General features: G+C 60.8%; 30 protein-coding genes and 1 pseudogene. 25 read left to right on the top strand and 6 right to left on the bottom strand.

What is annotated here, in order from left to right; genetic code table 11:
• Positions 1-6 precede the first annotated feature (6 nt).
• From HZR81_RS20490 to HZR81_RS20445, 10 genes are all read left to right on the top strand, one after another.
• Positions 7-312: a DUF1330 domain-containing protein gene (locus tag HZR81_RS20490; protein WP_023007046.1), complete on the top strand. Its 306-nt coding sequence runs from the start codon at positions 7-9 to the stop codon at positions 310-312.
• A 27-nt stretch (positions 313-339) separates the two neighbouring features.
• Complete coding sequence (locus HZR81_RS20485; RefSeq protein WP_034030325.1) at positions 340-1,170, top strand: nitroreductase family protein; 831 nt, start codon at positions 340-342, stop codon at positions 1,168-1,170.
• Positions 1,171-1,243: 73 nt separating this feature from the next.
• Complete coding sequence (locus tag HZR81_RS20480) at positions 1,244-2,635, top strand: NAD-dependent succinate-semialdehyde dehydrogenase (RefSeq protein ID WP_058131069.1); 1,392 nt, start codon at positions 1,244-1,246, stop codon at positions 2,633-2,635.
• A gap of 87 nt (positions 2,636-2,722) precedes the next feature.
• A complete protein-coding gene (locus tag HZR81_RS20475) occupies positions 2,723-4,141 on the top strand; it encodes a coniferyl aldehyde dehydrogenase (protein ID WP_500129101.1) in 1,419 nt (472 codons plus the stop codon).
• Between the two features lie 53 nt (positions 4,142-4,194).
• Positions 4,195-4,605, top strand: coding sequence for an organic hydroperoxide resistance protein (locus HZR81_RS20470; RefSeq protein ID WP_023007050.1), 411 nt, complete (start codon positions 4,195-4,197; stop codon positions 4,603-4,605).
• Positions 4,606-4,634: 29 nt separating this feature from the next.
• Entirely contained in the window at positions 4,635-5,690 is a 1,056-nt protein-coding gene (locus HZR81_RS20465) for an NAD(P)-dependent alcohol dehydrogenase (RefSeq protein WP_023102505.1), read from the top strand.
• Between the two features lie 71 nt (positions 5,691-5,761).
• Positions 5,762-6,775 carry a zinc-dependent alcohol dehydrogenase family protein gene (locus tag HZR81_RS20460; RefSeq protein WP_023007052.1) on the top strand — a complete coding sequence of 338 codons (1,014 nt, stop codon included), beginning with the start codon at positions 5,762-5,764 and terminating at the stop codon, positions 6,773-6,775.
• Between the two features lie 103 nt (positions 6,776-6,878).
• On the top strand, positions 6,879-7,463 hold the full coding sequence (locus tag HZR81_RS20455; protein ID WP_023112350.1) for a flavin reductase family protein: 585 nt from the start codon (positions 6,879-6,881) through the stop codon (positions 7,461-7,463).
• Between the two features lie 72 nt (positions 7,464-7,535).
• The gene (locus HZR81_RS20450; RefSeq protein ID WP_058131072.1) at positions 7,536-8,645 is read left to right on the top strand and encodes an S-(hydroxymethyl)glutathione dehydrogenase/class III alcohol dehydrogenase; all 1,110 of its coding nucleotides are present in this window, start codon (positions 7,536-7,538) and stop codon (positions 8,643-8,645) included.
• A 200-nt stretch (positions 8,646-8,845) separates the two neighbouring features.
• A complete protein-coding gene (locus tag HZR81_RS20445; protein WP_399868504.1) occupies positions 8,846-9,403 on the top strand; it encodes a flavin reductase family protein in 558 nt (185 codons plus the stop codon).
• An 8-nt stretch (positions 9,404-9,411) separates the two neighbouring features.
• Here HZR81_RS20445 and HZR81_RS20440 read toward each other — a convergent pair whose 3' ends face one another.
• The 4 genes from HZR81_RS20440 to HZR81_RS20425 all read right to left on the bottom strand — a co-directional run bounded on the left by HZR81_RS20440 (position 9,412) and on the right by HZR81_RS20425 (position 12,541).
• Positions 9,412-10,281 (bottom strand): helix-turn-helix domain-containing protein, encoded by an 870-nt coding sequence (locus HZR81_RS20440; protein WP_399868516.1) that lies wholly within the window; start codon positions 10,279-10,281, stop codon positions 9,412-9,414.
• 154 nt (positions 10,282-10,435) lie between these two features.
• Positions 10,436-10,852: a nuclear transport factor 2 family protein gene (locus HZR81_RS20435; RefSeq protein ID WP_399868502.1), complete on the bottom strand. Its 417-nt coding sequence runs from the start codon at positions 10,850-10,852 to the stop codon at positions 10,436-10,438.
• Between the two features lie 59 nt (positions 10,853-10,911).
• Positions 10,912-11,511 (bottom strand): NAD(P)H:quinone oxidoreductase, encoded by a 600-nt coding sequence (gene wrbA, locus HZR81_RS20430; RefSeq protein WP_399868500.1) that lies wholly within the window; start codon positions 11,509-11,511, stop codon positions 10,912-10,914.
• Between the two features lie 112 nt (positions 11,512-11,623).
• Positions 11,624-12,541, bottom strand: a complete 918-nt coding sequence (locus HZR81_RS20425) for a LysR family transcriptional regulator (RefSeq protein ID WP_399868498.1) — start codon at positions 12,539-12,541, stop codon at positions 11,624-11,626.
• Positions 12,542-12,640: 99 nt separating this feature from the next.
• Between HZR81_RS20425 and HZR81_RS20420 the strand changes: the two genes are divergently transcribed.
• From HZR81_RS20420 to HZR81_RS20385, 8 genes and pseudogenes are all read left to right on the top strand, one after another.
• Positions 12,641-13,555: a pirin family protein gene (locus HZR81_RS20420; RefSeq protein ID WP_399868496.1), complete on the top strand. Its 915-nt coding sequence runs from the start codon at positions 12,641-12,643 to the stop codon at positions 13,553-13,555.
• Positions 13,556-13,993: 438 nt separating this feature from the next.
• Complete coding sequence (locus HZR81_RS20415) at positions 13,994-14,758, top strand: SDR family NAD(P)-dependent oxidoreductase (protein WP_399868494.1); 765 nt, start codon at positions 13,994-13,996, stop codon at positions 14,756-14,758.
• Positions 14,759-14,789: 31 nt separating this feature from the next.
• The gene (locus HZR81_RS20410; protein ID WP_399868492.1) at positions 14,790-15,098 is read left to right on the top strand and encodes a putative quinol monooxygenase; all 309 of its coding nucleotides are present in this window, start codon (positions 14,790-14,792) and stop codon (positions 15,096-15,098) included.
• Positions 15,099-15,127: 29 nt separating this feature from the next.
• Complete coding sequence (locus HZR81_RS20405) at positions 15,128-15,967, top strand: oxidoreductase (RefSeq protein WP_399868490.1); 840 nt, start codon at positions 15,128-15,130, stop codon at positions 15,965-15,967.
• 48 nt (positions 15,968-16,015) lie between these two features.
• Complete coding sequence (budC, locus tag HZR81_RS20400; protein WP_399868488.1) at positions 16,016-16,798, top strand: meso-2,3-butanediol dehydrogenase; 783 nt, start codon at positions 16,016-16,018, stop codon at positions 16,796-16,798.
• A 174-nt stretch (positions 16,799-16,972) separates the two neighbouring features.
• A complete protein-coding gene (locus HZR81_RS20395; protein WP_399868486.1) occupies positions 16,973-17,185 on the top strand; it encodes a hypothetical protein in 213 nt (70 codons plus the stop codon).
• A gap of 24 nt (positions 17,186-17,209) precedes the next feature.
• Complete coding sequence (locus HZR81_RS20390) at positions 17,210-17,467, top strand: Atu4866 domain-containing protein (RefSeq protein ID WP_399868484.1); 258 nt, start codon at positions 17,210-17,212, stop codon at positions 17,465-17,467.
• A gap of 59 nt (positions 17,468-17,526) precedes the next feature.
• Positions 17,527-17,768, top strand: a pseudogene (locus HZR81_RS20385) (helix-turn-helix domain-containing protein); the annotation flags it as partial.
• 131 nt (positions 17,769-17,899) lie between these two features.
• Here the strand turns inward: HZR81_RS20385 and HZR81_RS20380 are convergent.
• Positions 17,900-18,520, bottom strand: coding sequence for a tyrosine-type recombinase/integrase (locus HZR81_RS20380; RefSeq protein WP_015278136.1), 621 nt, complete (start codon positions 18,518-18,520; stop codon positions 17,900-17,902).
• Positions 18,521-19,100: 580 nt separating this feature from the next.
• Between HZR81_RS20380 and HZR81_RS20375 the strand changes: the two genes are divergently transcribed.
• The 5 genes from HZR81_RS20375 (at position 19,101) to HZR81_RS20355 (ending at position 23,909) form a co-directional block, all read left to right on the top strand.
• Positions 19,101-19,580, top strand: a complete 480-nt coding sequence (locus HZR81_RS20375; RefSeq protein WP_015278137.1) for a YqhA family protein — start codon at positions 19,101-19,103, stop codon at positions 19,578-19,580.
• 100 nt (positions 19,581-19,680) lie between these two features.
• Positions 19,681-20,328 carry a GNAT family N-acetyltransferase gene (locus HZR81_RS20370; RefSeq protein ID WP_015278138.1) on the top strand — a complete coding sequence of 216 codons (648 nt, stop codon included), beginning with the start codon at positions 19,681-19,683 and terminating at the stop codon, positions 20,326-20,328.
• Between the two features lie 65 nt (positions 20,329-20,393).
• Positions 20,394-20,954 carry a metal-independent carbonic anhydrase family protein gene (locus HZR81_RS20365; protein ID WP_080585066.1) on the top strand — a complete coding sequence of 187 codons (561 nt, stop codon included), beginning with the start codon at positions 20,394-20,396 and terminating at the stop codon, positions 20,952-20,954.
• A gap of 228 nt (positions 20,955-21,182) precedes the next feature.
• Positions 21,183-22,553, top strand: coding sequence for a transposase (locus HZR81_RS20360; protein ID WP_126189897.1), 1,371 nt, complete (start codon positions 21,183-21,185; stop codon positions 22,551-22,553).
• Between the two features lie 288 nt (positions 22,554-22,841).
• On the top strand, positions 22,842-23,909 hold the full coding sequence (locus tag HZR81_RS20355) for a hypothetical protein (RefSeq protein WP_254348396.1): 1,068 nt from the start codon (positions 22,842-22,844) through the stop codon (positions 23,907-23,909).
• Positions 23,910-23,994: 85 nt separating this feature from the next.
• Here the strand turns inward: HZR81_RS20355 and HZR81_RS20350 are convergent, their stop codons facing one another.
• A complete protein-coding gene (locus HZR81_RS20350; RefSeq protein ID WP_254348397.1) occupies positions 23,995-24,615 on the bottom strand; it encodes a tyrosine-type recombinase/integrase in 621 nt (206 codons plus the stop codon).
• Between the two features lie 165 nt (positions 24,616-24,780).
• Here HZR81_RS20350 and HZR81_RS20345 point away from each other — a divergent pair, with 165 nt between their 5' ends.
• Together HZR81_RS20345 and HZR81_RS20340 are read left to right on the top strand one after the other, a co-directional pair.
• The gene (locus tag HZR81_RS20345) at positions 24,781-25,335 is read left to right on the top strand and encodes a hypothetical protein (RefSeq protein ID WP_500129099.1); all 555 of its coding nucleotides are present in this window, start codon (positions 24,781-24,783) and stop codon (positions 25,333-25,335) included.
• A gap of 37 nt (positions 25,336-25,372) precedes the next feature.
• Positions 25,373-25,700 (top strand): transposase (locus HZR81_RS20340; protein ID WP_500129098.1); only part of this gene is annotated, 328 nt, incomplete at its 3' end.

Below are 25,700 nucleotides of genomic sequence, written 5' to 3'. Positions count from 1 at the left end.
TTGAACATGTCCGCTTACGTGGTTTTCCTGCGCGAACGCACCCTCGACGCCACCGAACTTGACATCTATGCGAGGCAGGCTCCAGCCGCGCGCGAAGGACACGATCTGACGCCGCTGGCGTTCTATGGCGATTTCGAGGTGCTGGAGGGACCGGCGATCGAGGGCGGCGTGATCCTGCGCTTTTCCGACATGCAGGCCGCACGCGCCTGGTATCACAGCCCCGCTTACCAGGCAGCACGGGTGCACCGGTTCAAGGGCGCGGACTACCGCGTGCTGTTGCTTGACGGCATCGGCGCGACACCTGCGGCCTGAGTCCCCTAACACGCACAGGATTCTGGAATGACTTCCCATCAGATCGACCCAGCCTCCGCATGGCAGGCCCGCTATGGCGAGGCCGCCGCCCTGCCGCTGCCCCCTGTTCCCGCCGCGCTGGCCGCGCTGCTGGAGCACCGATCAGTGCGCGCCTACACCGATCAACCGGTCGACGACGAGGCACTTCAACTCGCCATCGCTGCCGCGCAATCAGCCTCCAGTTCGTCCAACCTGCAGCCATGGAGCGTGATCGCCGTGCGCGACCCCGCGCGGCGCGCCCGCCTGGCCGCGTTGGCCGGCGGTCAGCGCCACGTGGCCGAGGCACCGCTGTTTCTGGCCTGGGTCGCCGACTGGTCGCGGCTGCGCCGACTCGGTGCCGCGCAGGGTGCCGCGACCGACGGTATCGATTACCTGGAGAGCTACACCGTCGGAGCGGTCGACACCGCGTTAGCCGCGCAGAACGCGGCGAACGCCTTCGAAGCCCTGGGGCTGGGTATCGTCTACATCGGCGGCATGCGCAACCATCCAGAGCAGGTCGCCGCTGAACTGGGGCTGCCGCAGGACAGTTTCGTGGTGTTCGGCATGTGCGTGGGCCATCCCGATCCGGCCCGCCCGGCCGAAGTCAAGCCGCGCCTGGCACAGCCGGCGGTGCTGCATCACGAACGCTACGACGCTGCCGGCGAGGCCGCCGCGGTGGCGCACTACGACCCGCTGATGCGCCGCTTCCAGCAGGAGCAGCAGCGTGACGACCGGCCCTGGTCGCAAGTGTCGGTGCAACGCATCGGCAGCCCCGGCGCGCTGATGGGCCGCCATCGCCTGCGCGAAGCCCTGAACGCGCTCGGCTTCACCCTGCGCTGAATTCCTCGTCCGCGCTCCGGCTCTGCAGGCCGTGACGCCTTCCTCCATCCACTGTCACAAGGAATCATCGAACATGGCATACGCCACCATCAACCCCTACACCGGCGAGACCCTGAAGACCTTCCCGGACGCCACCGACGCCGAGGTGGAACAGGCCATCGCCGCTGCGCACGAAGCCTTCCTGTCCTGGCGCGAGCGCTCGTTCACCGAGCGCGGTGCCATCCTGCAGCGTGCCGCAGACCTGCTGCGCGCCAAGGCTGGCGACTACGCGAAACTGCTGACCCTGGAGATGGGCAAGATCACCGCCGAGGCACTGGCCGAGGTCGAACTTTCCGCGCGCATCTTCGAGTATTACGTGAAGAACGCCGAGGCCCTGCTGGCACCGGAGAAACTGACCGTGGCCGATCCCGCCGAGGGCGACGCGTTGCTGGTACACGAGCCGCTGGGTGTGATCCTGGCGATCGAGCCGTGGAATTTCCCCTACTACCAGATCGCCCGCATCCTGGCCCCGCAACTGGCCGCGGGCAACACGCTGCTGCTCAAGCACGCCTCCAACGTGCCGCAGAGCGCGGATGCCTTCGAGAAGCTGATGCTCGAAGCAGGCCTGCCCGCGGGCGCCTTCAAGAACCTCTATGCGGCGCGGCACCACATCGAGATCATCCTCAACGACCCGCGCGTGCACGGCGTGGCGCTGACCGGCTCGGAAGGCGCAGGCGCGGTGGTCGCCGCCCAGGCTGGCAAGGCGCTGAAGAAGTCCACGCTGGAACTCGGTGGCGCCGACGCCTTCGTGGTGCTGGCCGACGCCGAGCTGGACAAGACCGTGAAGTGGGCGGTGTTCGGCCGCCACTGGAACGCCGGCCAGGTCTGCGTGTCCTCCAAGCGCATCATCCTGGTCGAGGCCATCTACGATGAGTTCCTGCGCCGCTACACCGAGGGCGTGGCCGGGCTCAAGGCGGGCGATCCGTTCGACCCCGCTACCACCCTGGCGCCGCTGTCCTCGCAGAAGGCCGCCGACGACGTCAAGGAACAGATCCGCCAGGCCGTCGCCCACGGCGCGACCGCGACCGAGGTGGGGCCCAAGGTGCCGGCGCAAGGTGCCTTCGTGCAGCCGACGATCCTCACCGGCCTGACTCCGGACAACCCGGCCTACTACTGGGAATTCTTCGGGCCGGTATCGCTGGTCTACCGCGCCCACGACGAGGAAGAAGCGATCGCCATCGCCAACGACTCGCCGTTCGGCCTGGGCGGCTCGGTGTTCACCGCCGACGCCAAACATGGCGCCGAAGTCGCCAAGCGCATCTCCACCGGCATGGTGTTCGTCAACCACCCGACCATGGCCAAGGCCGACCTGCCGTTCGGCGGCGTACGCCGCTCTGGCTACGGCCGAGAGTTGCTCGGCCTGGGCCTCAAGGAGTTCGTCAACCACAAGCTGATCGACGTGGTCGACATCGACGCGCCGTTCTGATGCAAGCGGGCCGGCGGCACGGTACCGCCGGCCGCCGTTTCGCGTCCACGGGCGACGTTCAACGTTAACCGAACTTAGGAAACCCTCATGAGTACATCCGATCTGATCACGCGCCTGCCTGGCGTCGTCGCGGCGATGAAGCAGGCGCACCTGAGCGATGGCCCGGCGGACGCCGAACAGCGGCGGGATCGGCTCGCTCGCGCCGAACGCCTGTTGTCCGATAACCGCGCGCAGCTGGAATCGGCCATTCGCGCCGATTATGGCCACCGCAGCCCCTATCAGACACTGGCCACCGATGTGCTTGCGCCCATCAAGAGCATGCGCCACGCGCGCGAGCAACTCGAACATTGGATGCGACCCGAAGCGCAAGACGCCGGTATGCCGGGCGTGCAGGCACGCGTGGAATACCAGCCACTCGGTGTAGTAGGCATCATCAGCCCCTGGAACTTCCCGATCAACCTCTCGTTCGGGCCACTCGCAGGCGTGTTCGCCGCCGGCAACCGCGCGCTGCTCAAGCCGTCCGAACTGACGCCCCGCACCTCCGATCTGCTGGCCGAGCAGATTCCGCGCTATTTCGATGCGCTCGAATTCGGCGTCGTGCTCGGAGACGCCGAAGTCGGCGCCGCCTTCACCGCGCAACCGTTCGACCATCTCATTTACACGGGCAGCACGGCAGTGGGGCGTCTTGTGATGCGCGCCGCGTCCGAGAACCTTGTACCGGTAACGCTGGAACTTGGCGGCAAATCGCCCGTGCTCGTCGACGTGGACGCCGACATCAAGATAGTGGCCGAGCGGGTGCTCACATCCAAGACATTCAACGCCGGGCAGATCTGCATCGCCCCCGATTATGTGCTTCTGCCGCCGTCCGCACGCGAGGCGTTCATCGAGCACGCCCGCGCGTTCGTTGCGGCCACTTATCCAGATCTGGGAAGCAACAGCGATTACACCGCCGTTGTCAACGATCGGCACTTCCAGCGCCTGCAGGTGTTGCTCGATGACGCCCAGGCCAAGGGAGCAACCGTCATCAGTCTTGCACCGGACGGCGAAGCAGATGCCGATCCTGCGACCCGCCTGCTGGCACCGACGCTTGTACTGGATCCCGACGATACGATGCGCGTGATGCAGGAAGAAATCTTCGGGCCGGTCCTGCCGCTGGTGAACTGCCCGGATCTTGACCATGCCATCGACTACGTCAATGCCCATCCGCGTCCGCTGGCCGCGTACTACTTCGGCAGCGACGCAACGCGTCAAAAGCGCTTCACCGAACGCACCACCTCGGGTGCAGCAGTGATCAACGACACGCTGATCCACGCTTTTATCGAGGATCTGCCGTTTGGCGGTATCGGCCCTTCCGGCATCGGCGCCTACCACGGCATCCATGGGTTCCGGCGTTTCAGCCACGCCAAGGCCGTGGTGATGCAGAGCCCGGACGGGACCTCCAGCCTGGCGCTGCGCGCGCCCTATGCCGACAAGCAGAAAGCGGTCGAGGCACAGCTGAGCGAATGATTTTTTCCTGGGCGGAGCACACCGCCCTTCGTAAACCTACGGAGCTGAATACCATGAAGATTTTCTACAAGACCCGCGCCACCGCCGTCGGCGGCCGTTCCGGCCGCACCACGCTGGACGATGGCAGCCTCGCGCTGGATATGGCCATGCCGGGGTCCGGCAAGGCTGGCGTCAACCCCGAGCAACTGTTTGCCATGGGTTACGCCGCCTGCTTCGACAACGCACTGCCGGTGGCGGCCAAGCAACTGAAGCTGGCACCTACTGCCACCAAGACCTCGGTCGAGGTCGGCATCGGCCAGAACGCCGAGGGCGGCTACAGCCTGGACATCGACCTGTATGTGGAAGTCCAGGGCCTGAGCGAAGCCGACGCGCAGAAGCTGGTGGAAACCACCCACCAAGTCTGCCCGTACTCGAACGCCACCCGCGGCAACGTCGACGTGCGCCTGCACACCAGCGTCGCCTAAGCGACGGTAGGCCTACGAGGAGAAACACCATGACAGTAAAAGCCTATGGCACCCATGCCGCTGACACGCCGCTGGCGGCGCTCGACATTGTTCGCCGCGAGCCGGGGCCGCACGACGTCAAGATCGACATCGCCTACTGCGGCGTCTGCCATTCCGACCTGCACCAGGCCCGCAACGAGTGGGCCAACACGCTGTACCCCTGCGTGCCCGGGCACGAAATCGTCGGCCACGTTTCGGCCATCGGCAGTGCAGTGACCAAGTTCAAGATCGGCGACACGGTCGGCGTCGGCTGCCTGGTCGACAGTTGCCATCATTGCCCGGCCTGCGACGCGGGCCTGGAGCAGTATTGCGAGCACGGCCAGGTCTTCACCTACAATGGCCCGACGCATGATGCGCCCGGCCACACCCTGGGCGGCTATTCGCAGCAGATCGTAGTTAAGGACGACTTCGTCCTGAAGGTTTCGCACCCCGAGGCGCAACTGGCCGCCGTGGCGCCGCTGTTGTGCGCCGGCGTCACCACCTGGTCACCGTTGCGCCACTGGAAGGTCGGTCCTGGCCAGAAAGTGGGCATCGTGGGTATCGGCGGGCTTGGCCACATGGGCATCAAGCTGGCACATGCCCTGGGCGCACACACCGTGGCCTTCACCACCAGCGAGAGCAAGCGCGCCGCTGCGCTGGAACTGGGCGCCGACGAAGTCATTGTCTCGCGTAACGCTGAAGAGATGGCGGCGCACGCCAACAGTTTCGACTTCATCCTCAACACGGTCGCAGCCAGCCACGACCTCGACGCCTTCACTGGCCTGCTCAAACTCGACGGCACCATGACCCTGGTCGGCGTACCCGAGCACCCGCACCCGTCGCCGAGCATCGCCAATCTCATCTTCAAGCGCCGCAGCATCGCCGGCTCGCTGATCGGCGGCATCGCCGAGACCCAGGAGATGCTCGACTTCTGCGCCGAGAAAGGCATCGTCGCCGAGATCGAGATGATCGCCATCCAGCAGATCAACGACGCCTACGAGCGCATGCTCAAGAGCGACGTGAAGTACCGCTTCGTGATCGACAGCGCGAGCCTGGCCGCCGCCTGAGGCGAAACAGCCTAACCGTTGCGGGCCGCTTCCCGGCGAGGCGGCCCGCGCGAAGCAACAGGAGATTCCAGATGAAAGCCATCGTGACACGCAGCCCCGGCGGCCTGGACTGCCTCGAACTACGCGAACTCCCCGACCCCGGCCAGCCTGGTCCAGGTCAGGTCCGTGTGAAGCTGCACGCCAGCTCGCTCAACTTCCACGATCTGCTGGTCGCCAACGGCGGCATCCCCGCCGCCGACGGACGGGTACTACTATCCGACGCCGCCGGCGTCGTCGAAGAGGTGGGCGAAGGCGTGAATGAGTTCAAGCCCGGCGACCACGTCGTCTCCGGCTTCTTTCCGCAATGGACCGACGGCCTGCCGTTCGCCGCGGTCGGCAACTTTCAGGGCACGCCGGGCGACGGCATCGACGGCTACGCCACCGAAGTCGCGGTGCGCGCAGCCGCCGACTTCACCCTGGCGCCGCGCGGCTGGAGCCACGCCGAGGCGGCGACCATCACCACCGCCGGGCTGACCGCCTGGCGCGCCCTGGTGGCCGACGGCCCGCTCAAGGCCGGCGAGAGCGTGCTGGTTCTGGGTAGCGGCGGGGTTTCGGTGGCGGCGCTGCAAATCGCAAAAGCGATGGGCGCGAGCGTGATTGCCACCTCCTCGTCGGATGAAAAGCTCGAACGTCTGCGCTCGCTCGGCGCCGACCACCTCATCAATTACCGCCGCACTCCGCAATGGGGCAAGCGGGTGCTGGAGATCACCGGCGGGCGCGGCGTCGATCACGTCGTGGAAGTCGGCGGCCCGGGCACGCTGGCACAGTCCATTCATGCGGTGCGCGTGGGCGGTCATATCGCGCTGATCGGCGTATTGACCGGCCGAGGCGGCGAGGTGCCGACTGCCGTATTGATGGCCAGGCAGGCACGCCTGCAGGGCCTGATCGTCGGCAGCCGGCGCCTGCAGCAGGAGTACGTGGCGGCGCTGGAGCAGACCGGCATCCACCCGGTGATCGACCGCAGCTTCCCGTTGGAGCAGCTTGCTGAGGCTTTCCGCTACCAGGAGAGCGGCCGCCATTTCGGCAAGGTCGTGGTGGATATCTGATCACCCAAGCCCTGTCCGTCCAGCTGCGCTGGCGGACGCGGCGCCCGGGACGCGCCCGGCTGCATACCGGACCCGGGCGTGGATATTTGAAGAGAGGAATGACATGACCGAACACGTCCTGTCGGTCGCATTGGACGATGCCTACCGGCTGATCACCCATGGTCCGACCGTCCTTGTGTCGGCCCGCCACAGTGGAGTCGACGACGTCATGGCCGCCGCCTGGGCCTGTGCGTTGGATTTTTCGCCACCCAGGCTGACCGTGGTGCTGGACAAGATCACACGAACGCGCGAACTGATTGAGGCCAGCGGTGAATTCGTCATCCAGATTCCAACTGTCGCGCAAGCGCGGCTGGTGCACGAGGTAGGCTCCCGGAGCCTGCATCAGGATCCGGACAAGCTCCAGAACTGCGGCGTGGAGCTCCTGCGCTTCGACGGCTTCGACCAACCCTTCGTGGCCGGAGCTTCGGCCTGGCTGGCGTGCCGGCTCATCCCGGAAGTGCGCAATCAGGAGACCTATGACTTGTTCATCGGCGAGGTGGTCGGCGCCTGGGCGGACGCGCGGGCGTTCAGCGATGGCCGCTGGCGCTACGAGCATGCCGACCCGGTCTGGCGCAGCTTGCATCATGTCGCCGGCGGGCATTTCTATACCATCGGCGATGCCCTGGACGTGCCTTTAACGCAACGCTAAACCTTTGGTCGCCCAGGTGGAGCGGCAACTGCCGCACCTCCGTAAAGTGCCCACCGATTACAGGAGAAAAGCATGAAGTCACGTGCTGCCGTCGCCTTCGGGCCAGGCAAACCGCTTGAAATCGTCGAGATCGACGTCGCTCCACCAAAGGCCGGTGAAGTTCTGGTCAAGATCACCCATACCGGCGTCTGCCACACCGACGCCTTCACCCTGTCGGGCGACGACCCCGAGGGCCTCTTCCCTGTCGTGCTGGGCCATGAAGGCGCCGGTATCGTGGTCCAGGTCGGCGAAGGCGTCACCAGCGTCAAGCCGGGCGACCATGTGATCCCGCTCTACACCGCCGAATGCGGCGAGTGCCTATTCTGCAAGTCGGGCAAGACCAATCTGTGTGTGGCCGTGCGCGCCACCCAGGGCAAGGGCGTGATGCCGGACGGCACCACGCGCTTTTCCTACAACGGCCAGCCGATCTATCACTACATGGGCTGCTCGACTTTCAGCGAATACACCGTCGTCGCGGAGGTTTCGCTGGCGAAAGTCAATCCGCAGGCCAATCCGGAACACGTCTGCCTGCTGGGTTGCGGCGTCACCACCGGCATCGGTGCGGTGCATAACACTGCGAAAGTGCAACCCGGCGACTCGGTCGCAGTGTTCGGCCTGGGCGGCATCGGTCTGGCGGTGATTCAGGGTGCGCGCCAGGCCAAGGCCGGGCGCATCATCGCCGTGGACACCAATCCGTCCAAGTTCGAGCTGGCACGCACCTTTGGCGCGACCGATTGCATCAATCCCAGGGATTTCGACAAGCCCATCCAGCAGGTCATCATCGAGATGACCGGCTGGGGCGTCGACCACTCCTTCGAATGCATCGGCAACGTCAACGTGATGCGCGCGGCGCTGGAGTCAGCCCATCGCGGCTGGGGTCAGTCGGTCGTTATCGGCGTGGCTGGCGCCGGACAGGAGATCAGCACCCGCCCGTTCCAGTTGGTCACTGGCCGACGCTGGCTTGGCACCGCCTTCGGCGGGGTCAAGGGCCGCTCGCAGCTGCCGGGCATGGTCGAAGACGCCATGAAGGGCGAAATCGACCTCGCGCCGTTCGTCACCCACACCATGCCCCTCGATGAGATCAACGAAGCCTTCCACCTGATGCATGAAGGCAAGTCGATCCGCAGCGTGGTGCATTACTGACCCGGAATCCCCCGGTTATTTTACGCCCTGAACCCACTCACCGGCAGGCACGCTGTCCGAACGAAACGCAGCCGTTTCGAACGATCTGAAGCAGCCATTATTTCCTTCGCAATTTCGCGACATCCCCGGCAGGCTCGCGACAGACGACGGCCTGTGCCTGAGAGAGGCTGAGCTCATCTTTCACCCATGAGGACGCCGCCATGCACCGCTACGACAAGTTAGATTTCCCCCTGGCCGAGACTCGCCGTCACTTGGAGACCGGCCCGATCGTGCTGGTCAGCTCATGCTGGCAGGGCGAAACCAATATCATGACGATGGGCTGGCACATGATGATGCAGTTCAGCCCAGCGCTGTTCGGTTGCTATATATGGGAAGGCAACCACAGCTACGAGCTGATCCGCCGCAGCCGCGAATGCGTGATCAATGTCCCCACCGCGGACCTCGTCGATGCGGTCGTCTCGGTCGGTAATTCATCGGGACGCTCGGTTGATAAATTCAAAGCGTGCGGGTTGACTGCGGCGCGTGGCACCCGGGTGCAGGCGCCCTTGATTGAAGAATGCTACGCGAACTTCGAATGCCGCCTGGCCGATGAGAGCCAGATCGATACCTATGGCCTGTTCATCTGGGAAGTGGTGAAAGGCCATGTTGCCGAGGCCGTCAGCAATCCGGAAACCCTGCATTACACGGGGCATGGCCGCTTTCGCGTGGCGGGCCGGGTGCTCGACCTGAGCGAGCGCTTCAAACCACAGAACCTATGAGCGAGTCGTCACGCCTGGCGATAGGCGCTGGGCGTGACGCCCACCTCACGACGAAACACCTGAGAAAAATGGCTTGGGCTCGAGTAGCCGACCTCCAACCCAATGTCGATGATGCTGCCATCCGACTCCAGCAGCAGATGCCGGGCGCGGCTCATGCGCAAGCGGATGAAGTACTGTGACGGTGACAACCCGGTGGCGCGCTTGAACATCCGGCTGAAGTGGTACTCGCTCAGCTCCGCGATCCGGGCAAGATTCGCCAGACTGAAATCATCGGCAAGCCCATCGTTCATCGCCTCGATGACGCGGCGCAGCTTGTAGGCCTGCAGTGCATTACTGCGGCGTGCGCCGCGGTTCGGGTCGAGGTATCGGCGCACCAGATGCACGGCCAGCGCCTGGGCCAGGCTGTGGGCGTATAAGGGGCTGGGTTGGCGCTCGTCGATGAGCTCTTGGCGCAGCTGTTCGAGCATCACGCTCACCCGTTCATCCCGTGCGCCGGAAACATCGAGAAAGGTGACCGGGCCGGCGTGCTTGCCCAACACGTCGCGCGCGGCCTGATCGATCAGCGGCAGGCCAAGGTACAGATGCATCACTTCGAAGGTGTCGCAGCCTTGCGTCTGCCAGCGCATCTCGTAGGGCTCGCCGGTGTTGGTGAGAAAGAAGTCCCCGGCCTTGACGTCTGACGCCTCCCATTCACCGCCCAGGGCGCGCTCCTCGACCCGGGCTGCGCCCGCCAGCACCCATACCAGAAGCGGCTCGACCACCGCGGGCACCAGAATCGGCTCGACGATGCTGCGATGGCTGAACCGCAACACCACCACGTCCTGCAGCTGCGGGCGCGACGGCAAGGCCTGCGGCGCACCTGGCAGGTAATGCAGCATCGATTCGCCCGTGATGCGCTGAGCATCGTTTGCTGCAAGGTTTTGGGAATCTGCTTGGCGCACAGGATGCTCCCTCGACAGAGCCCTCTGGCGAGGGCAGGTGTCGCTAGGGTAACGCAGCGGCGCCAGCTTTTTGAGAGGGTGGCGCGGCAGGTCAACTGCTCAGCGCAGGGATGGGCGCATTGAGGGCAAGGGCAGCCCGGACCGGGTCGAAGTACTCGCGGATAAATGCGAGTTTGCCGTTCTCGACGCGTACAAACAGCACGTAGTCCTGTTTGTAGATGCGCCCGGTCGGTTTGATCAGAGCCTCGGCTTTCACTTCAGCGCTGGCTTCCAACGGGTTCGCGCCGGGGTGAATGCGTATGTCGAAGAAACGGAAGTTCTCTACTGCGCCGATGAACCAGCCGACATGGCCAAGCACCTGATCACGCCCGTCGAGGCGCGCTGGGTGGCCGAGGGCGGGCGCAAATGGCAGTTCCCACTCCAGATCGTCGGCAATTAGCGTCTTCCAGCGTTCAGGGTCAGCGACGAAGGTTTCGAAATGCAGGCGCAGCAGCTGTTCGGCGGTCATGGTGAGTGCTCGTATCTGGGGGAGAGAAGGAGGGGCTTGCCGCGGCAAGCCCGGAACGATCAGCCAAACAACTTGATGGCAGTTTTGGCGATCAGCTCGCCCTGATGGCGGGCGCCGTCCAGCTCGATGTCGCTGGGCTGGCGCGAGCCGTCGCCACCGGTAATGGTGGTCGCACCGTAGGGTGCGCCGCCTACCACTTCTGAAACGCTCATCTGACCTTGGTGGCTGTACGGCAGCCCGACGATGGTCATGCCGAAGTGCAGCAGGTTGGTGATGATCGAGAACAGCGTGGTTTCCTGACCGCCATGTTGGGTGGCGCTCGACGTGAAGGCGCCGCCGACCTTGCCATTGAGCGCACCGCGCGCCCAGAGCCCGCCGGCCTGATCGAGAAAAGCGGCCATCTGGCTGCTGATGCGGCCGAAGCGGGTGCCGGTGCCGACGATGATGGCGTCGTACTGTTCGAGCTCGGCGACCGTTGCTACCGGTGCGGCCTGGTCCAATTTGAAATAGGCACCGCGGGCGATGTCTTCCGGGACCGTCTCCGGGACGCGCTTGACGTCCACCTGTGCGCCGGTGGCTCGCGCGCCGTCGGCGACAGCATTAGCCATTGTTTCGAGATGTCCGTAAGACGAGTAGTAAAGAACCAGAACCTTAGCCATGAGATGTCTCCATTGGGTTGATGCCAGCAGCTGTGTCGCCGCGATGGAGGCAATGTCTCACGACGCTACGATCGAAAATAGCCAACCAATTTCGAGCGTTAGGTTCGATTTTTTAGAATGGTCGAATGTCCTCGGTTGCCTGCGCCTTGAACCGTTCGATCAGCCAGTTCGCTGCCGGGCCGGGTGGGGTATCGGTGCGGTAGATGACATCGAAGATATAGTCGCCGCCGAAGCAGTCGGGCAGGTCGAGCTGTACGAGCCGACCGCTGGCCAGGTCATCGCGAATCATGTCGACTGGCATGTTGCCCCAGCCGATGCCTTCGCGAAGCAGCATATGCTTGGCGCCCAGATCCGCCAGTCGCCAGGTGCGTGTGCCGACCACGGCGAACTCCTGAGCCTCGGTGAGGCGGGAGCGGTCGGTCAGGACCAGCTGGACGTGCGCGCGGCCTGTACCCGGCGCGTGTGGACCCGGTTGCGCCAATGGGTGGTCGGGCGCGGCCACTGGAATGAGCGCCACCTTGCCTACACCGATACGTTCGATGCCGTCGATGCTGGTGGTCAGCGGGCCGCTCACGCCCAAGGTCGCTCCGCGATCAAGCACCCGTTGCGTCACTGCGCCGAGGGCCTCGATATGCAGGTGCAACGAAACGGTTGGGAATTCCTCTCGGAAGGCTTTTAGCGCATCGACCACCCGTTGGCGCGGCAACATCACATCGAGCACCAGATGCACTTCGGCTTCCAGGCCATGCAATAGCCCCCGGACCTTGGCTCTCAGCCCGTCGATGCCGTTGTAGATAGTGCGAGCTTCGGCCAGTACCGTGCGGCCAGCGTCGGTCAATTGTGGTTTGCGGGTGGTCTTGCGATCAAAGAGGCTAACGCCTAGCTGCATTTCCAGATTGGCAATGGAGTAGCTCACGACCGACGTGGCGCGGTGCAGTTTGCGCGCTGCACCAGCGAAACTGCCGACGTCCACCACGGTGAGAAATACGCGCAGTTGATCAAGCGTCGGAGTGCCTGGGTCTGAAATCATTTCTAATCCCTCGAACGTTTCGATGCATATTATCCGGGTTTTGCAGATAAGCCAGCGGGCCTAGAGTGACCTCATCTTCACTCACTCAGGAAACCCGCCATGACCCAGACCTCACCCTCCGGAACTATCGAACAGATCATCGTCCCCAACGTGCGTGACATCGGCGGGTTCGACGTGCGCCGGGCGTTGCCGTCGGCGCAGCGGCGCATGGTTGGGCCGTTCATCTTCCTCGATAGCTTCGGGCCGGTGGTCTTCGGACCGGGCGAAGGGATCGACACTCGGCCGCATCCGCATATCGGCCTGTCGACCGTCAGCTACCTGCTGCAAGGCGAAATGCTCCACCGCGACAGCGCTGGGCATGTCCAGCAGCTGCGAGCCGGGGAAATCAACCTGATGACGGCCGGGCGCGGCATCGTTCATTCGGAGCGTTCCAGCGATCCGGTCCGGGCCAGCGGCGGCGAGCTCATGGGTTTCCAGGCCTGGATTGCGCTGCCCGAGTCGCATGAGGAGACCGAGCCCGGCTTTCAGCACCTGCTGGCCGAGCGCATACCGCACATCGAAAGCGACGGTGTGTCGCTAAGTCTGCTGGCCGGCTCGCTGGACGGCCTCACATCTCCAACACAGACGCTCTCCGATTTGTTCTATGCGGACCTTCAGCTGCAAGCCGGCGCGCGTTATCGCCTGTCCGCCGAGCATATCGAGCGCGCCCTTTATGTCGTCAGTGGTGAGGTCGAGGTGGTTGGGCAGCCCGGGCGCTTCGGTGCCGATCGCCTGGTTGTGCTGCGCCCGGACAGCGAAGTGGTGCTGCGCGCCATCGGGCCTGCACGGCTCCTGTTGCTCGGTGGCGAGCCGCTGGACGGACCGCGGCACATCTACTGGAACTTCGTCTCCAGTCGGCAGGACCGCCTTCTCCAGGCGGCCGAGGATTGGCGCGCGCGCCGCTTTCCCGACGTGCCGGGCGATGACGAATACATACCGCTACCCAGCACCGGGGCGCGATGGCGCTTCAAGTGATTACAGCTCCGTAGCACAAAGCTGCGTTTGCAAATTTCAGGCCCGAGGACACCCGTCATCATGATCAATTCGTATCGTTTTTATGTGGTTGCCGCTGCGGCGTTGTTCACCAATGGCATGTCGTTACTGGGTTTCGCTGACGAATCGGCGGGTGGCATCGCTCGGGCGCTGGAATGCAAAAGCTGCCTTAGCCGAAGCTCGGAGATCGTCTCGGCCATTGAGCTTGCTAGCGAGCCGCTTATATCGATCAAACCGCCGTCAGCTATTCCAGCAGTACTAGAGCCAGACCACTTCAGCGCAAAAACCCGACAGCCTAGGCAAGCGCCCGAAGGCCGCGCTCGACCATCTGCGAGACAGTAGAGCCGTCATCAACGACGGCACCCGACGGGTGCAGGCCGGCGAATGTTTCGCCTGGCCTCGACTCTGGAGGAAAACAGCATGATTAATATCAACAACACCGTCTCGCAAGAAGTCGAAGGCAAAGTCGCGCTGGTTACCGGCGCCGCCAGTGGCATCGGCAAGGCGATTGCACTGTTGCTGCATGCACGTGGCGCCAAGGTGGTTGCTGAAGACCTGAACCCCGCCGTAGAAGAACTTGCACGTCCCGGACTGGTCCCGCTGGTGGCGGACATCAGCGAAGACGGCGCCGCCGAGCGCGCAGTCGGGCTTGCTGTCGAGCGGTTCGGCCGGCTGGATATCCTGGTCAACAACGCTGGGATCATCATCAACAAGCTGGTCGTCGACATGACACGCCAAGACTGGGAGCGTATCCAGGCGGTTAACGCTACCGCGGCATTCCTGCATTGCCGCGAGGCGGTCAAGGCAATGATGCCCAACAAGTGCGGGGCCATCGTCAATATCGCGTCCTATGCCTCCTACTTCGCCTTTCCGACCATCGCGGCCTACACCGCTTCCAAGGGTGCGCTGGCCCAGCTGACCCGCACGCTCGCGCTCGAAGCCATCGAGCACGGCATCCGCGTCAATGCCATCGGCGTCGGCGACGTGGTCACCAACATCCTCAATGACGTGGTCGACGACGGTCCAGGCTTTCTTGCCCAGCACGGCGAAGCCGCACCCATCGGCCGTGCCGCACAGCCGGAAGAAATTGCTGAAATCGTCGCGTTTCTCGCCTCGGAACGCGCGAGCTTCATGGTCGGCTCGGTTGTCATGGCCGACGGCGGCATGACCGTCACTGCAGGTTGATCGACTCATCACGCATACAGGAGAACTCCTCATGACCATGGTCACCAAGATTGCTTTCTTCACCCCCCGCCGTGGGCAAAACGATGCCCTCGGCCAGCGCCTGTTGGCGCTGGTCGGTCCCACCCGGCAGGAGCCTGGCTGCGTCCGCTACGACATCTACCAATCGAGCGACTCGGCCGAGGGCTGGTTCGTTTACGAAGACTGGCGCTCGCCAACGGACTTCGACGGACATATGCAGATGCCCTATGTGCAGGCCTTCATGAGCGAAGTCGATGCGCTCTGCAGCGAGGCCCCCGAGATCCGCACGTTTGAGCGCCGCTCCGAAGCGGCTGAGCGCTGAACCTGACTACTTGCAGGAGGACCTTTCCCATGAGCACGCAGACCACCTGGCTAGTAACCGGCTGTTCCACCGGTTTCGGCCGCCACATCGCAGCCCATCTGCTTGAGCAGGGCGAGCGCGTCGTCGTCACCGCGCGTAAGACCGAACAGGTGCAGGATCTCGCCACGCTCGGCCAGGCGTTGGTGCTGCCACTGGACGTCACCGATGCCGAGCAGGCCAAGGCCGTGGTGGCTGAAGCCGAGCGCGCATTCGGCTCGGTGGATGTACTGGTCAACAATGCCGGCATCGGTTACTTCGCCGCGGTCGAGGAGACTGACCCGCAGGCGGCGCGCCGACTGTTCGAAGTCAACTTCTTCGGAACCGCCCATATGATCCACGCGGTGCTACCCGGGATGCGCAAGCGGCGTCGGGGCATGATCGTCAACCTGACCTCCATCGGCGGCCTCGCCGGCTACCCCGCGGTGGGCTACTACTGCGCGAGCAAGTTCGCCGTCGAGGGGCTGTCGGAAACCCTGCGCGCCGAGCTGGAGCCCTTAGGTATCAGCGTCATGACTGTGGAACCCAGCGCATTTCGCACCGAGTGGGCAGGCTCGGCGGCCGAAGTGCCGGAGCCGATCGAGGATTACGATGCCACCGCCGGTGAGGCGCGCCGTGCCTATCACGCCTCGGTCGGCAAACAGGAGGGCGATCCGGCCCGTGCCGCCGCAGCGATTCACCACGCGGTTACCACGGCTCAGCCACCGCAACGCCTGCTGCTGGGCAACAGGGCCTTCGATGTGGCAATGGCCAAGCTCTCGGCCATGCGCGCGGAGTTCAGCGCCTGGGAAGCCACCGCTCGCAGCGCCGATTTTCCAAAACCACAGGTTTGATAACGTCCCGGCGGCTCGCCGCGCGGGCTGCCGACCAGCCGAATAGATTTGGAGGATCACATCATGTCTGACTATCGGAACAAGGTTGCCCTTATCACCGGCGGTGGTTCCGGCATCGGTGCAGCTGCAGCGCGCCGGTTCCTGGGCGAAGGCGGATCGGTCGTTGTGGCCGGGCGCAACCGGACACGGCTAAACACCTTCGTGGCCGACCTGCCGGCGGACCGCGTGCTGGCTCACGCAGCAGATGTTTCTCAGCGCGACGACTGCGATGAACTGGTTCGCCTTACGGTCGAGCGTTTTGGACGCCTCGACACGCTGGTCAACGCCGCCGGCATGAACCTGGTTGGCACTTTGGAAGAAACCTCGGACCAGGACTGGCGAGCCTGCATGGGCGCGGACCTGGACAGCGTGTTCTTCCTGGCGCGCGCGGTCATGCCACAGCTGAAGAAGACACGCGGTTCGATCGTCAACGTGGGTTCGGTGTCGTCGCTAGGCGGCGGCTGGACCCATGCAGCCTACTGCGCCGCCAAGGCTGCGGTCGCGAACCTTACCCGCAGCATCGCCTGCGACTACGGTCGCGACGGCGTGCGCGCCAACACCGTCTGCCCGGGTCTGACCATCACCGAGATGACCGAGGCGATCATGGACGACGAGGCGCTGCTGGCCAAAGCCTGGGAGCGCATCCCGCTGCGTCGCGCAGGCACGGTCGACGAGGTGGCCGATGCCATCTTTTTCCTGGCCAGCGACCGGGCGGCGTTCATCACTGGCGCGACGCTGGCCGTTGACGGTGGGCAGACGGCAACCGATGGCGGCCCCGAGTGGGGCAAGTAATCACGTGAGTAGACAGGGACGTCGGCAACGCCATACAGGATCAGGCAAACCCGCGACACGTTCGACATAACGGCCAAGCGGCCACTCTCCCTAATCTGGACTCACGAAACGGATGACACCAAACGGCCCGGACAGGCCATCCGAATCCGCTGTTCGACTTGTGAGGACATCACCATGAAAAGCTTCAGCCAATTGTTGATCACTACCGCCCTGAGCGCCTTTATTGTCTCCGCAGCGAGCCTATTCCCGGTCGGTTTGACCGTCGCTGAAAACGGGGCAGAACGTACTCCAGGTTTTCGCATCGCCGAGGACGGCTCCGACCGCACCCCCGGCTTTCGAGTCGCCGAAAACGGCTCAGACCGCACCGCAATCGGCCGCCTCGGCTGATTGTCCGGTAGATGGAAACGCGATATGCAAAGTACACAACCCACGGCAGGTAGTCACCCCTATGCCGGCATGTGGATTACCGCTGACGGATACATCCGCCACGAGTTGCTACCTAATGGGCGCTACGATGAGGCGCGTGGAAACCGCAAGAGTTCCTATCAGGGGCGCTATGAAGTGGAGGGCGACTACATCCGCTACTGGGACGACACGGGCTTTACCGCAGACGGGGAGTTTCGAGACGGCGTGCTCTACCACGCCGGCATGGTGCTCTACCGCAGGTGAAGCCAGAGCCCGGCTTCCTGGCCGGGCTTCTCTCGTCTCGCGGGCGTACCCGCGTCGCCAACCTCGGTAACTCGACGTTGCATCACCGCTTCAAGGCGGTCACAGCGATAACCCGCTGCAGTATCAGAAACAACTGCGCCTGCAGGAGGCGCGCCGGCTGATGATCAACGAAGGGCTGGACGTATCGAGCGCGTGTTACCGCGTCGGCTACGAGAGCCCCTCGCAGTTCAGTCGCGAGTATGGCCGCCATTTTGGCTCACCGCCGTCCAAGGATGTCCGTCGGTTGCTACGCAGCGCTTAAAGCCATCACTTCGCACCTCAGAGTTGGGGCTGAGGCGGCTTCTGGGTGTCCGCTAGGAATGTGGGCTTTTCTGTGTGCGGCAGCTTATGGCCGGTTAGCGACGGTCTGACTTCGACCGTCGCTATACATGGTCAAACCTCGGTCTGCTCCGCCATTTCCAAGGCGTCATCGACCTCAATCCCGAGGTATCGGACAGTGCTCTCAAGCTTCGTATGGCCGAGCAGCAATTGAACCGCACGCAGGTTCTTCGTCCTGCGATAGATCAGTGATGCCTTCGTACGTCTCATTGTGTGAGTGCCATACATGGCTGGATCAAGGCCAATGGCTTTCACCCAGCCTTTGACGATACGGGCGTATTGACGAGTGGAGAGATGGTCAGAGGTATGCAGCCGGCTCGGAAAAAGGCAGTCCTCGCTGCGGAGCTGGGCTTGATGTATCCAGGCCGCGAGAGCAGACCGTGTTTGCTCAGTGATCTCGAACTGCACTGGCCGCTGCGTTTTCTGCTGCATCACCATGGCTCGTGATGACAGGTTTTCGCCATGGGCAACGTCGCGCACACGGAGCTTGGTTAAATCGCAGGCTCGCAGCTTGCTGTCGATGGCTAAATCGAAGAGCGCTAGATCTCGACTTCTCTCGGCGATTTGCAGCCTCACCCGGATTGCCCAGATATCTCTCAGGCGGAGCGGGGCCTTCTGTCCGACTAATTTTCCTTTGTTCCAGGGCTGATGGCTGTAGGTAGCAATGGTGTTCATGGCAAGTCCTCCTGGTGTGGGAGGACAAGGATGGTTGGCCGGAGCAATGGTCGCTAACCGGCCAGAAGCGGCCACTAATTTCTTGGCAATCAACAGCAGAAAAAGCATTATGGAAACAACTGCTCACGCGCAGTCCCATCTTCGGCGGCATGGATGCCTTGCTTATCTCACACAAGCATTCATTCCTGCTAGCTTTGGCGACATGCTGTGAAGCGCGGGCTTATGCCGCATTCGGCCGCCCTGGCTTATACCGCGTTCGATATAACGTCGCAGCAGAAGGGAGTGAAAGATGCATAAAACACTGATCCGCAAGAGAAAAGTCAACATTGTTAGCGAAATGTTAGGCTGCGTATTAGTCGAGCGTTCGGTCTAATCACTGTTAGTGGCTTTTCTCCAGGTCATGTCAGGGTCACGAACGTTTGAAGTAATCCAGCAGTAATCCGACAGCTCCAGTGTTCGGCTAACGCCGTAGAAAGCACAATCTAGAGGTTGATTAACGAGATAGTAGATGGTCCGGTGAAACCGACTAAGAGAAAATTGTGAGTCTGTAACTGACGTTGTGACGCGGCCCGGAGAAATTATGATCGAGAGAGTTTTCAGAAGTAGTCGGTTTATGGTGTGGGTGGCAGTCGTTATCTGTGCGGTGTCATCTTTGCTCTTGTATGGTGCCTCGGTTAACATAATCTGGAATACCGCACTGGATGTAGTACGTGATATACCTGTCTCTGCTGACGACGGCAAGAGCCTCGCGGTTCGCCTCCTGAAGCTGTTGGATCTCCTGCTGATCGCTATTACTTTTCAGATCATGGCGGTTAACCTGTATCGTCTGTTCATCCGTCCGGTGTCTGATGATGACAGAGAATCCCAAAACCCTCTGGACATTAAGAGCTTCCATGATTTGAAGATAACAGTAAGCCAAGTGGCTGTTGTGCTACTGGTGGTTCTGTTCCTTGAGCAGGCGGTAGAGATTGGCGCTACGATCGCTACGTTATACTTTGGTGCTGCCATCGGTATCATTATTTTGGCCTCGGTATTCGCGTGGAAGAATATGAAAGACTGATGCACAGCACGCGGTTAGACGTCACCTGCTGGTTGCCTGAACTAGAGAGGCAACCACTCCGCAGAGAATGTAGGCGGCCAACGCTTCATGGGAGCCTGCTTTGGGCAAGAGCCAACGTCACGGGCGTCTGCCACTAACCAATCCAAGCATAGCGACACCATTTCGGTTGCGGCTTCGCCTTCACTACAAAGCTGCGCGTGTTGGCGGCGTTATGCGCATCCATAGAGAGGGTACTCTTATTATTGAAATCAGGAAGGCAGAAAAAGCGGACGTTCCTGCGATACTCGACCTTGTTCGAGGAAAAGCGGAATTCGATGGGTGTTTGAATTCGCTTCAATCTACGGAAGCTGACATTGAGGAAGCTTTCTTCTCCGAACAACCCAAGGCGTTTGCGCTCTTGGCCATGAAGTCAGGCGAGGCCGTGGGTATCGCGACGTACTACAGTATCTATTCCACGTTCATTGCCAAGCCTGGCATCTGGCTAGACGATCTGTTTGTCTATCCGCAGTTCCGGGGAAGCGGTGTGGGCGAAGCTCTACTCTCAGAGCTGTGTATCCTCGCTCAGAATACTGGCTGCGGGCGTATTGACTGGATCGTGGCTACCGACAATGATCGAGGAAGGAGCTTCTACGAGCGCTCGGGCGCTCGGATATTCGAAGAGGTACGGCGTGCCCGGTTAGATGAATGTGCGATCAACGCACTTGCAGAGAAAGCGCATAACAAAGCAATGCACCCGACAAGCGGGTGATTGCGGCGTTAGGCACAGTCAAACACGCAACAATCCAATTCTTTCAACCCAGGGGTCTCCCAACTATGAAAGTCAAACTTGTAGCATTAACAGCATTAGTCGCACTTACCTCAAATATTGCGAACGCAAACGAGCCCATCGTTGTAAATCAGGCAGTAACAGAGAAGGAAGCATTAACAGCTCAGCAAGCATGGTGTGCTGCTCTTCTTGATATCAACGCCGCATACGAAAAGGATGGAAAAGTAGCAGCGAGAGCATTGGCCGAGAAAGTCATAGATTCCGCTTACGCCTACCAAATGGGCGCAGTACTCTTTAAGCCTACGCTCACGGTGAACCCTCAAACATTTCGCCCCACACGTGCCGGTGCGCTATCTTATTTCGTTGGCGGTGACCCATCCTTCCCTGCCGACACAGGTTTTGCTCTAAAAGGCTGGAGAAAATGTGAGCCTGTCACTTCTGCTATTTTTCTTGATGGCAATAGCGCAATTACTATGGGGAAAGTTCACTTCACAGATAAAAATGGGAAAGTGACTACCGTTGACAAAACGTGGGGTTACGTTAAAGACGATGCGGGAAATTTGCGCATTAACCTTCACCATTCATCATTGGAGTACCAACCTAAGTAAATCCGCTATAAACCCATAGGCAGTGGAGTTGTTGCCTAACAAGTCATTCCAGCGGACTGCCTACGGCAGCCGCTGAATTCCAACGTTAGGTTATCCGAGCAAAAGTGACCCGCCCCTCATTCCTCAGTCACTGTGAATGTCCGCTTCTGGCCGATTCTGTTGAAAAAGTAGCGATTTCCCCGTGCCGGCGGCAGAATCACTCTGTCGGTGAGCGCGGGGGCGAACAGCATGATGGGACAGCTACCGGGTGGACAGCAGCGCCTGTTTTACTCGTTCAATCTGGAAGACCATGTCCCAGCCCAACACCTCTTGCGCAGTATCGACCAGTGCCTGGATCTGAGTGACCTGCGCAGCTACCTTGCGGATTTCTACAGTTCCATCGGACGCCCCTCGATCGACCCGGAGTTGATGGTGCGGATGCTGGTCGTTGGCTACTGCTACGGCATCCGTTCCGAACGACGGCTGTGCGAAGAGGTGCACTTAAATCTGGCCTATCGTTGGTTCTGCCGGCTGGGTCTGGAAGACGAAGTACCCAATCACTCGACCTTCTCGAAGAATCGCCACGGCCGTTTCCGTGACAGCGGTCTGTTCCGTTGGTTGTTCAATGAGGTGCTGCGCCGCTGCATGGCGGCTGGCCTGGTCAAAGGCGAAGGCTTCGCTGTGGACGCCAGCATCATCAAGGCGGATGCCAGCCGGCAACGTGGAGTGACGGGAGATGAAGTCGACTGGCGTGATCCCGCGCTCAGCAGCCGCGCGGTGCGCGAGTATCTTGAAGCCCTTGATGAAGAGGCGCTTGCTGAGGCTCTTCCCAAGAAAATCTCGCTCACCGATCCGCTGTCCCGTTGGACTGCTGCGCCAGGCGGCCCGGCCTTCTTTGCCTACTCCACGAATTACCTGATCGATACTGAGCATGGCGTGATCATGGATGTGGAAGCAACTCCAGCGCATCGTACTGCCGAGGTCGATTCGACCAGGACGATGGTTGATCGCGTTGAAGCGCAGTTCGACCTCACGCCAGAGCGCCTCATTGGTGATACCGCCTATGGCACTGCCCCGATGCTGGCCTGGATGGTCGAAGAAAAGAACATCGACCCGCATGTCCCAGTCTGGGACAAGACCGAGCGCAAAGACGACAGCCTCTCCAGTAACGATTTCCACTGGAATCCGGAGGCCAATGAATACCACTGCCCAACCGGCAAACCGCTACGCAGTGAATGGCGCGCCTTCACCCAGAAAAGATCGCGGGTGACCAAGGCCAACACCATCATCTACCGCTCCAGTCAAACCGACTGCGCCACATGTCCGCTGAAAGCGAAGTGCTGCCCTAACACACCGAATCGGAAGATCGTCCGCAGCATCCATGAAGCTGCCCGTGACGTGGCGCGACGCATCGCCAAGACACCGGAATACCTCGTCTCTCGTTGCGAACGGAAGAAGGTGGAGGTGCTTTTCGCCCACCTCAAACGGATCATGAAACTCGATCGTTTACGATTGCGTGGCCTGACAGGTGCCGCTGACGAATTCACCTTGGCTGCGACGGTGCAGAACCTGCGCCGCATGGCCAAGCTTTTGCCTCAAGGGCCACCACTCACGGGATAGGTGCGCCTGCGGCGAGCAGAAACCCTCGAATTAACCCTCAGACCCAGGCAAGGAAGCTCAGTGAAACGCCGAAAGGCAACTTGAAGTGGCTTCCAGTCACTTCGATAGTAGGCACCGCTGACCAGCTGGCTGCCGCAGAACTTAGTTTTTCAACAGAATCGGCCAGTAGCGGACATTGGCGTATGGAAAATATACTTCCACCCCACTTGCCCATGAGCGGCGCTCCTTGACCGCGCCTCTAAGCAGTGCTCGGTAAAACACCAAAAACGCCTTGAGAAAGGAACCCAGATGGATCTGTTCACGCCGCTAGTCACTGAAGATAAACTTCATCAACACTTCAAAGTCATCAGTGGTGATCGGCCGAGCAACGGCTATGCCCGCAAAGTATTGGAAGCGTGGTTGGAAGGGTTTCCAGATCGTGACGGGAAATTCATACAAGAATTTCAGACTACGTTTAACTCAAGCTTCTGGGAAATCTACCTTCATGCTGCGTTACGTGAACTCGGTGCAGAGTTTAATTGGAAGCACTATGCGCCTGACTTCATCCTGTCAGTGGAACAAACCGAATTCGTCCTAGAGGCTACCACGGCAAACGCGGCTCAAGGATCAGTTCCTGAGTGGTCAAAGTCTCTGGTACCTCCAACTCGCGAGGAGATTGATCTGAACGAGATCAACCGGGTCGCAATCATCCGCCTGGCCAACGCTTTTATGAACAAGGCAACACATTACATCGACAAGTATTCAAAGCTTGAGCACGTAAAGGGCAAGCCTTTCCTGCTTGCGATCGCGCCATTCGAGCAACCCTGGTTCAACCTCCAAGTCTACCGTCCCATCGAAGCGTTGCTTTATGACTATTATGTCGACGAACAAGAATATCTGGCTAATCCAGAGCGGTTTCCTGGTGGGCTGGAAAGTAAAAGCCTTGGCAGTGTCACAAAGGAAAACGGCTCAGAAATTGAACTTGGGTTTTTTAATTGTGAGCGATTTTCCCATGTCAGTGCTGTTGTTTTTAGCAATGTTGCCACTTGGGGAAAGGTCGATGCATTGTCAGGGAACCCGATGATGGTTGTTAGCACACAATGGGAAACAGACCAGGGAATCTCGCATCGAACAGCCAGCTTTGGGGAAGTTGGAGAAACGATCATCGACGGCTTGCGCATTTATCACAACCCATACGCCAAGCACCCTCTACCTGCCAATATTTTTAAGCGGCCTGGGGTGGTCCAGACTTGGACTGATCCTGACAAGATGGAAATGATGACCGAAGGAAGGGAAAACTCTTTGACCTTACGCAGCGCGTTCGTGATAAATACTGTGGATAGTTTGGAGGGCGGAGATAAGGCCCGCAGCGGTTAGTGTGGGTTTGTACGAAGGCATTGGAACTCGCTGGCCGCTTCTGGCCGGTTAGCGACGGCCTGACTTCGACCGTCGCAATATATGGTCAGACTTCGGTCTGCTCCGCCATTTCCAGAGCGTCATCGACCTCAATCCCAAGATATCGAACGGTGCTCTCCAGCTTCGTATGGCCGAGCAGAAGTTGAACCGCCCGTAGGTTCTTCGTCCTGCGATAGATCAGCGATGCCTTCGTACGTCTCATTGTGTGAGTGCCATACATGGCTGGATCAAGGCCAATGGCTTTTACCCAGCCTTTGACGATACGAGCATATTGACGAGTGGATAGATGATCTGAGGTATGCAGCCTGCTCGGGAAAAGGCAGTCCTGGCTACGGAGTTGTGCTTGGTGTATCCAGGCTGCGAGAGCAGACCGTGTTTGCTCAGTAATCTCGAACTGCACTGGTCGCTTCGTTTTCTGCTGCATAACCATTGCTCGTGATGACACATGCTCGCCATGAGCAACGTCGCACACACGGAGCTTGGTTAAGTCGCAGGCTCGAAGCTTGCTGTCGATGGCCAGATCGAACAGAGCCAGATCCCGGGTTCGTTCTGCAATTTGAAGCCTTACTCGGATGGCCCAGATATCTCTCTGTCGGAGCGGGGTTTTCTGCCCGACCAATTTTCCTTTGTTCCAGGGCTGACGGCTGCAGGTAGCAATGATGTTCATGGCAAGTCCTCCACGTGTGGAAGGACAAGCATGGCTAGCCAGAGCAGTGGCCGCTAACCGGCCAAAGGCAGCCACAAGTTGACTACTTCGCAAGGCAAGGGCGTATGCTCATGTAGCCCCCGCCGCTACGAGGCCAAAGAATGTCCACACAACTAGGGGCGATTCATGGATCCGACGAAATTTACCCTCAGACGCAGCGCGTTCTCGCCCGGAAACGCCATTTTCATCATCGACTGTTTAAGCGAGCGGGATCTGCAAACCGGTCTCTCTCGACTGAGAGAACTGCACGATTTGCTTCTCGCGCGCGATCCTGAGCGATTTGAATACAACAAGAATTTCGCCCATCGATTCGAGGCGGGCTCTGCAACCAAATTTGCAGAATGCTTCGAGGAAATCACAGGCGCGTGTGAGCTTGGCATTCGACCAATCATATTCATTGATGCTCACGGCCACTCCGAGAAGGGTCTTGGAACGCCGTCCGGGGAGTTTATTGGCTGGGATGAGTTGTTGGACAGCTTGGATAGCGTCACTCAGCGGACAGGGGGTGAGCTGACAGTTATTGTCGCTGCCTGCCATTCGATGAAAGCCGTAGAAAATCTGAGCCTTCAGAAGCGCCTTCCTTTTGCCTTTTACTATGGATATTCATCAGAGGTAAAAGCCGGAGTAGTAGATAAAGAAACGGAGGTGATTTACGAGAGTCTCGGCGGCGGCAAAAACTGAGTGCAACACCTGACCTTTCCGGTACGGTGCTGCCCCTATGTCATATACCGAACTCAGCGTTGAAGAACGCGCCACCATCCAAATCGGCCACGCCCAGGGCTTCAGCCTGCGCAGGATTGCTCGCCTGATCAATAGGTCTCCTTCGACCATCAGTCGAGAGCTGCGCCGCAATCGAGATGTCTGTGGCAGCTACTCGGCCCGCGCGGCCCAGGAGCAGATGAAGGCCCGCCGCCAAGTCTGTCGACCGAGCCGAAAGCTGCTGCCGGGGAGCGAGCGCTTCGAACTGGTGGTTCATATGCTGCGTGAGCGTTTGTCTCCCGAACAGATTGCCGGCAAGCTGCGCCACATGAACATACCTAGCCTCA

The sequence above is a fragment of the Pseudomonas sp. LM13 genome (assembly GCF_041381355.1).
Classification (GTDB): Bacteria; Pseudomonadota; Gammaproteobacteria; order Pseudomonadales; family Pseudomonadaceae; genus Stutzerimonas; species Stutzerimonas frequens.
Note: the sequence above shows the minus strand (reverse complement) of the source record. Positions and strands in the feature narration are given on the sequence as shown.

Excerpts from the sequence above, each read along its gene's own strand:
- HZR81_RS20490 (WP_023007046.1), top strand. The coding sequence starts at position 7 with ATGTCCGCTTACGTGGTTTTCCTGCGCGAACGCACCCTCGACGCCACC.
- HZR81_RS20485 (WP_034030325.1), top strand. The coding sequence starts at position 340 with ATGACTTCCCATCAGATCGACCCAGCCTCCGCATGGCAGGCCCGCTAT.
- HZR81_RS20480 (WP_058131069.1), top strand. The coding sequence starts at position 1,244 with ATGGCATACGCCACCATCAACCCCTACACCGGCGAGACCCTGAAGACC.
- HZR81_RS20475 (WP_500129101.1), top strand. The coding sequence starts at position 2,723 with ATGAGTACATCCGATCTGATCACGCGCCTGCCTGGCGTCGTCGCGGCG.
- HZR81_RS20470 (WP_023007050.1), top strand. The coding sequence starts at position 4,195 with ATGAAGATTTTCTACAAGACCCGCGCCACCGCCGTCGGCGGCCGTTCC.
- HZR81_RS20465 (WP_023102505.1), top strand. The coding sequence starts at position 4,635 with ATGACAGTAAAAGCCTATGGCACCCATGCCGCTGACACGCCGCTGGCG.
- HZR81_RS20460 (WP_023007052.1), top strand. The coding sequence starts at position 5,762 with ATGAAAGCCATCGTGACACGCAGCCCCGGCGGCCTGGACTGCCTCGAA.
- HZR81_RS20455 (WP_023112350.1), top strand. The coding sequence starts at position 6,879 with ATGACCGAACACGTCCTGTCGGTCGCATTGGACGATGCCTACCGGCTG.
- HZR81_RS20450 (WP_058131072.1), top strand. The coding sequence starts at position 7,536 with ATGAAGTCACGTGCTGCCGTCGCCTTCGGGCCAGGCAAACCGCTTGAA.
- HZR81_RS20445 (WP_399868504.1), top strand. The coding sequence starts at position 8,846 with ATGCACCGCTACGACAAGTTAGATTTCCCCCTGGCCGAGACTCGCCGT.
- HZR81_RS20440 (WP_399868516.1), bottom strand. The coding sequence starts at position 10,281 with ATGCTGCATTACCTGCCAGGTGCGCCGCAGGCCTTGCCGTCGCGCCCG.
- HZR81_RS20435 (WP_399868502.1), bottom strand. The coding sequence starts at position 10,852 with ATGACCGCCGAACAGCTGCTGCGCCTGCATTTCGAAACCTTCGTCGCT.
- wrbA (WP_399868500.1), bottom strand. The coding sequence starts at position 11,511 with ATGGCTAAGGTTCTGGTTCTTTACTACTCGTCTTACGGACATCTCGAA.
- HZR81_RS20425 (WP_399868498.1), bottom strand. The coding sequence starts at position 12,541 with ATGATTTCAGACCCAGGCACTCCGACGCTTGATCAACTGCGCGTATTT.
- HZR81_RS20420 (WP_399868496.1), top strand. The coding sequence starts at position 12,641 with ATGACCCAGACCTCACCCTCCGGAACTATCGAACAGATCATCGTCCCC.
- HZR81_RS20415 (WP_399868494.1), top strand. The coding sequence starts at position 13,994 with ATGATTAATATCAACAACACCGTCTCGCAAGAAGTCGAAGGCAAAGTC.
- HZR81_RS20410 (WP_399868492.1), top strand. The coding sequence starts at position 14,790 with ATGACCATGGTCACCAAGATTGCTTTCTTCACCCCCCGCCGTGGGCAA.
- HZR81_RS20405 (WP_399868490.1), top strand. The coding sequence starts at position 15,128 with ATGAGCACGCAGACCACCTGGCTAGTAACCGGCTGTTCCACCGGTTTC.
- HZR81_RS20395 (WP_399868486.1), top strand. The coding sequence starts at position 16,973 with ATGAAAAGCTTCAGCCAATTGTTGATCACTACCGCCCTGAGCGCCTTT.
- HZR81_RS20390 (WP_399868484.1), top strand. The coding sequence starts at position 17,210 with ATGCAAAGTACACAACCCACGGCAGGTAGTCACCCCTATGCCGGCATG.
- HZR81_RS20380 (WP_015278136.1), bottom strand. The coding sequence starts at position 18,520 with ATGAACACCATTGCTACCTACAGCCATCAGCCCTGGAACAAAGGAAAA.
- HZR81_RS20375 (WP_015278137.1), top strand. The coding sequence starts at position 19,101 with ATGATCGAGAGAGTTTTCAGAAGTAGTCGGTTTATGGTGTGGGTGGCA.
- HZR81_RS20365 (WP_080585066.1), top strand. The coding sequence starts at position 20,394 with ATGAAAGTCAAACTTGTAGCATTAACAGCATTAGTCGCACTTACCTCA.
- HZR81_RS20360 (WP_126189897.1), top strand. The coding sequence starts at position 21,183 with ATGATGGGACAGCTACCGGGTGGACAGCAGCGCCTGTTTTACTCGTTC.
- HZR81_RS20355 (WP_254348396.1), top strand. The coding sequence starts at position 22,842 with ATGGATCTGTTCACGCCGCTAGTCACTGAAGATAAACTTCATCAACAC.
- HZR81_RS20350 (WP_254348397.1), bottom strand. The coding sequence starts at position 24,615 with ATGAACATCATTGCTACCTGCAGCCGTCAGCCCTGGAACAAAGGAAAA.
- HZR81_RS20345 (WP_500129099.1), top strand. The coding sequence starts at position 24,781 with ATGGATCCGACGAAATTTACCCTCAGACGCAGCGCGTTCTCGCCCGGA.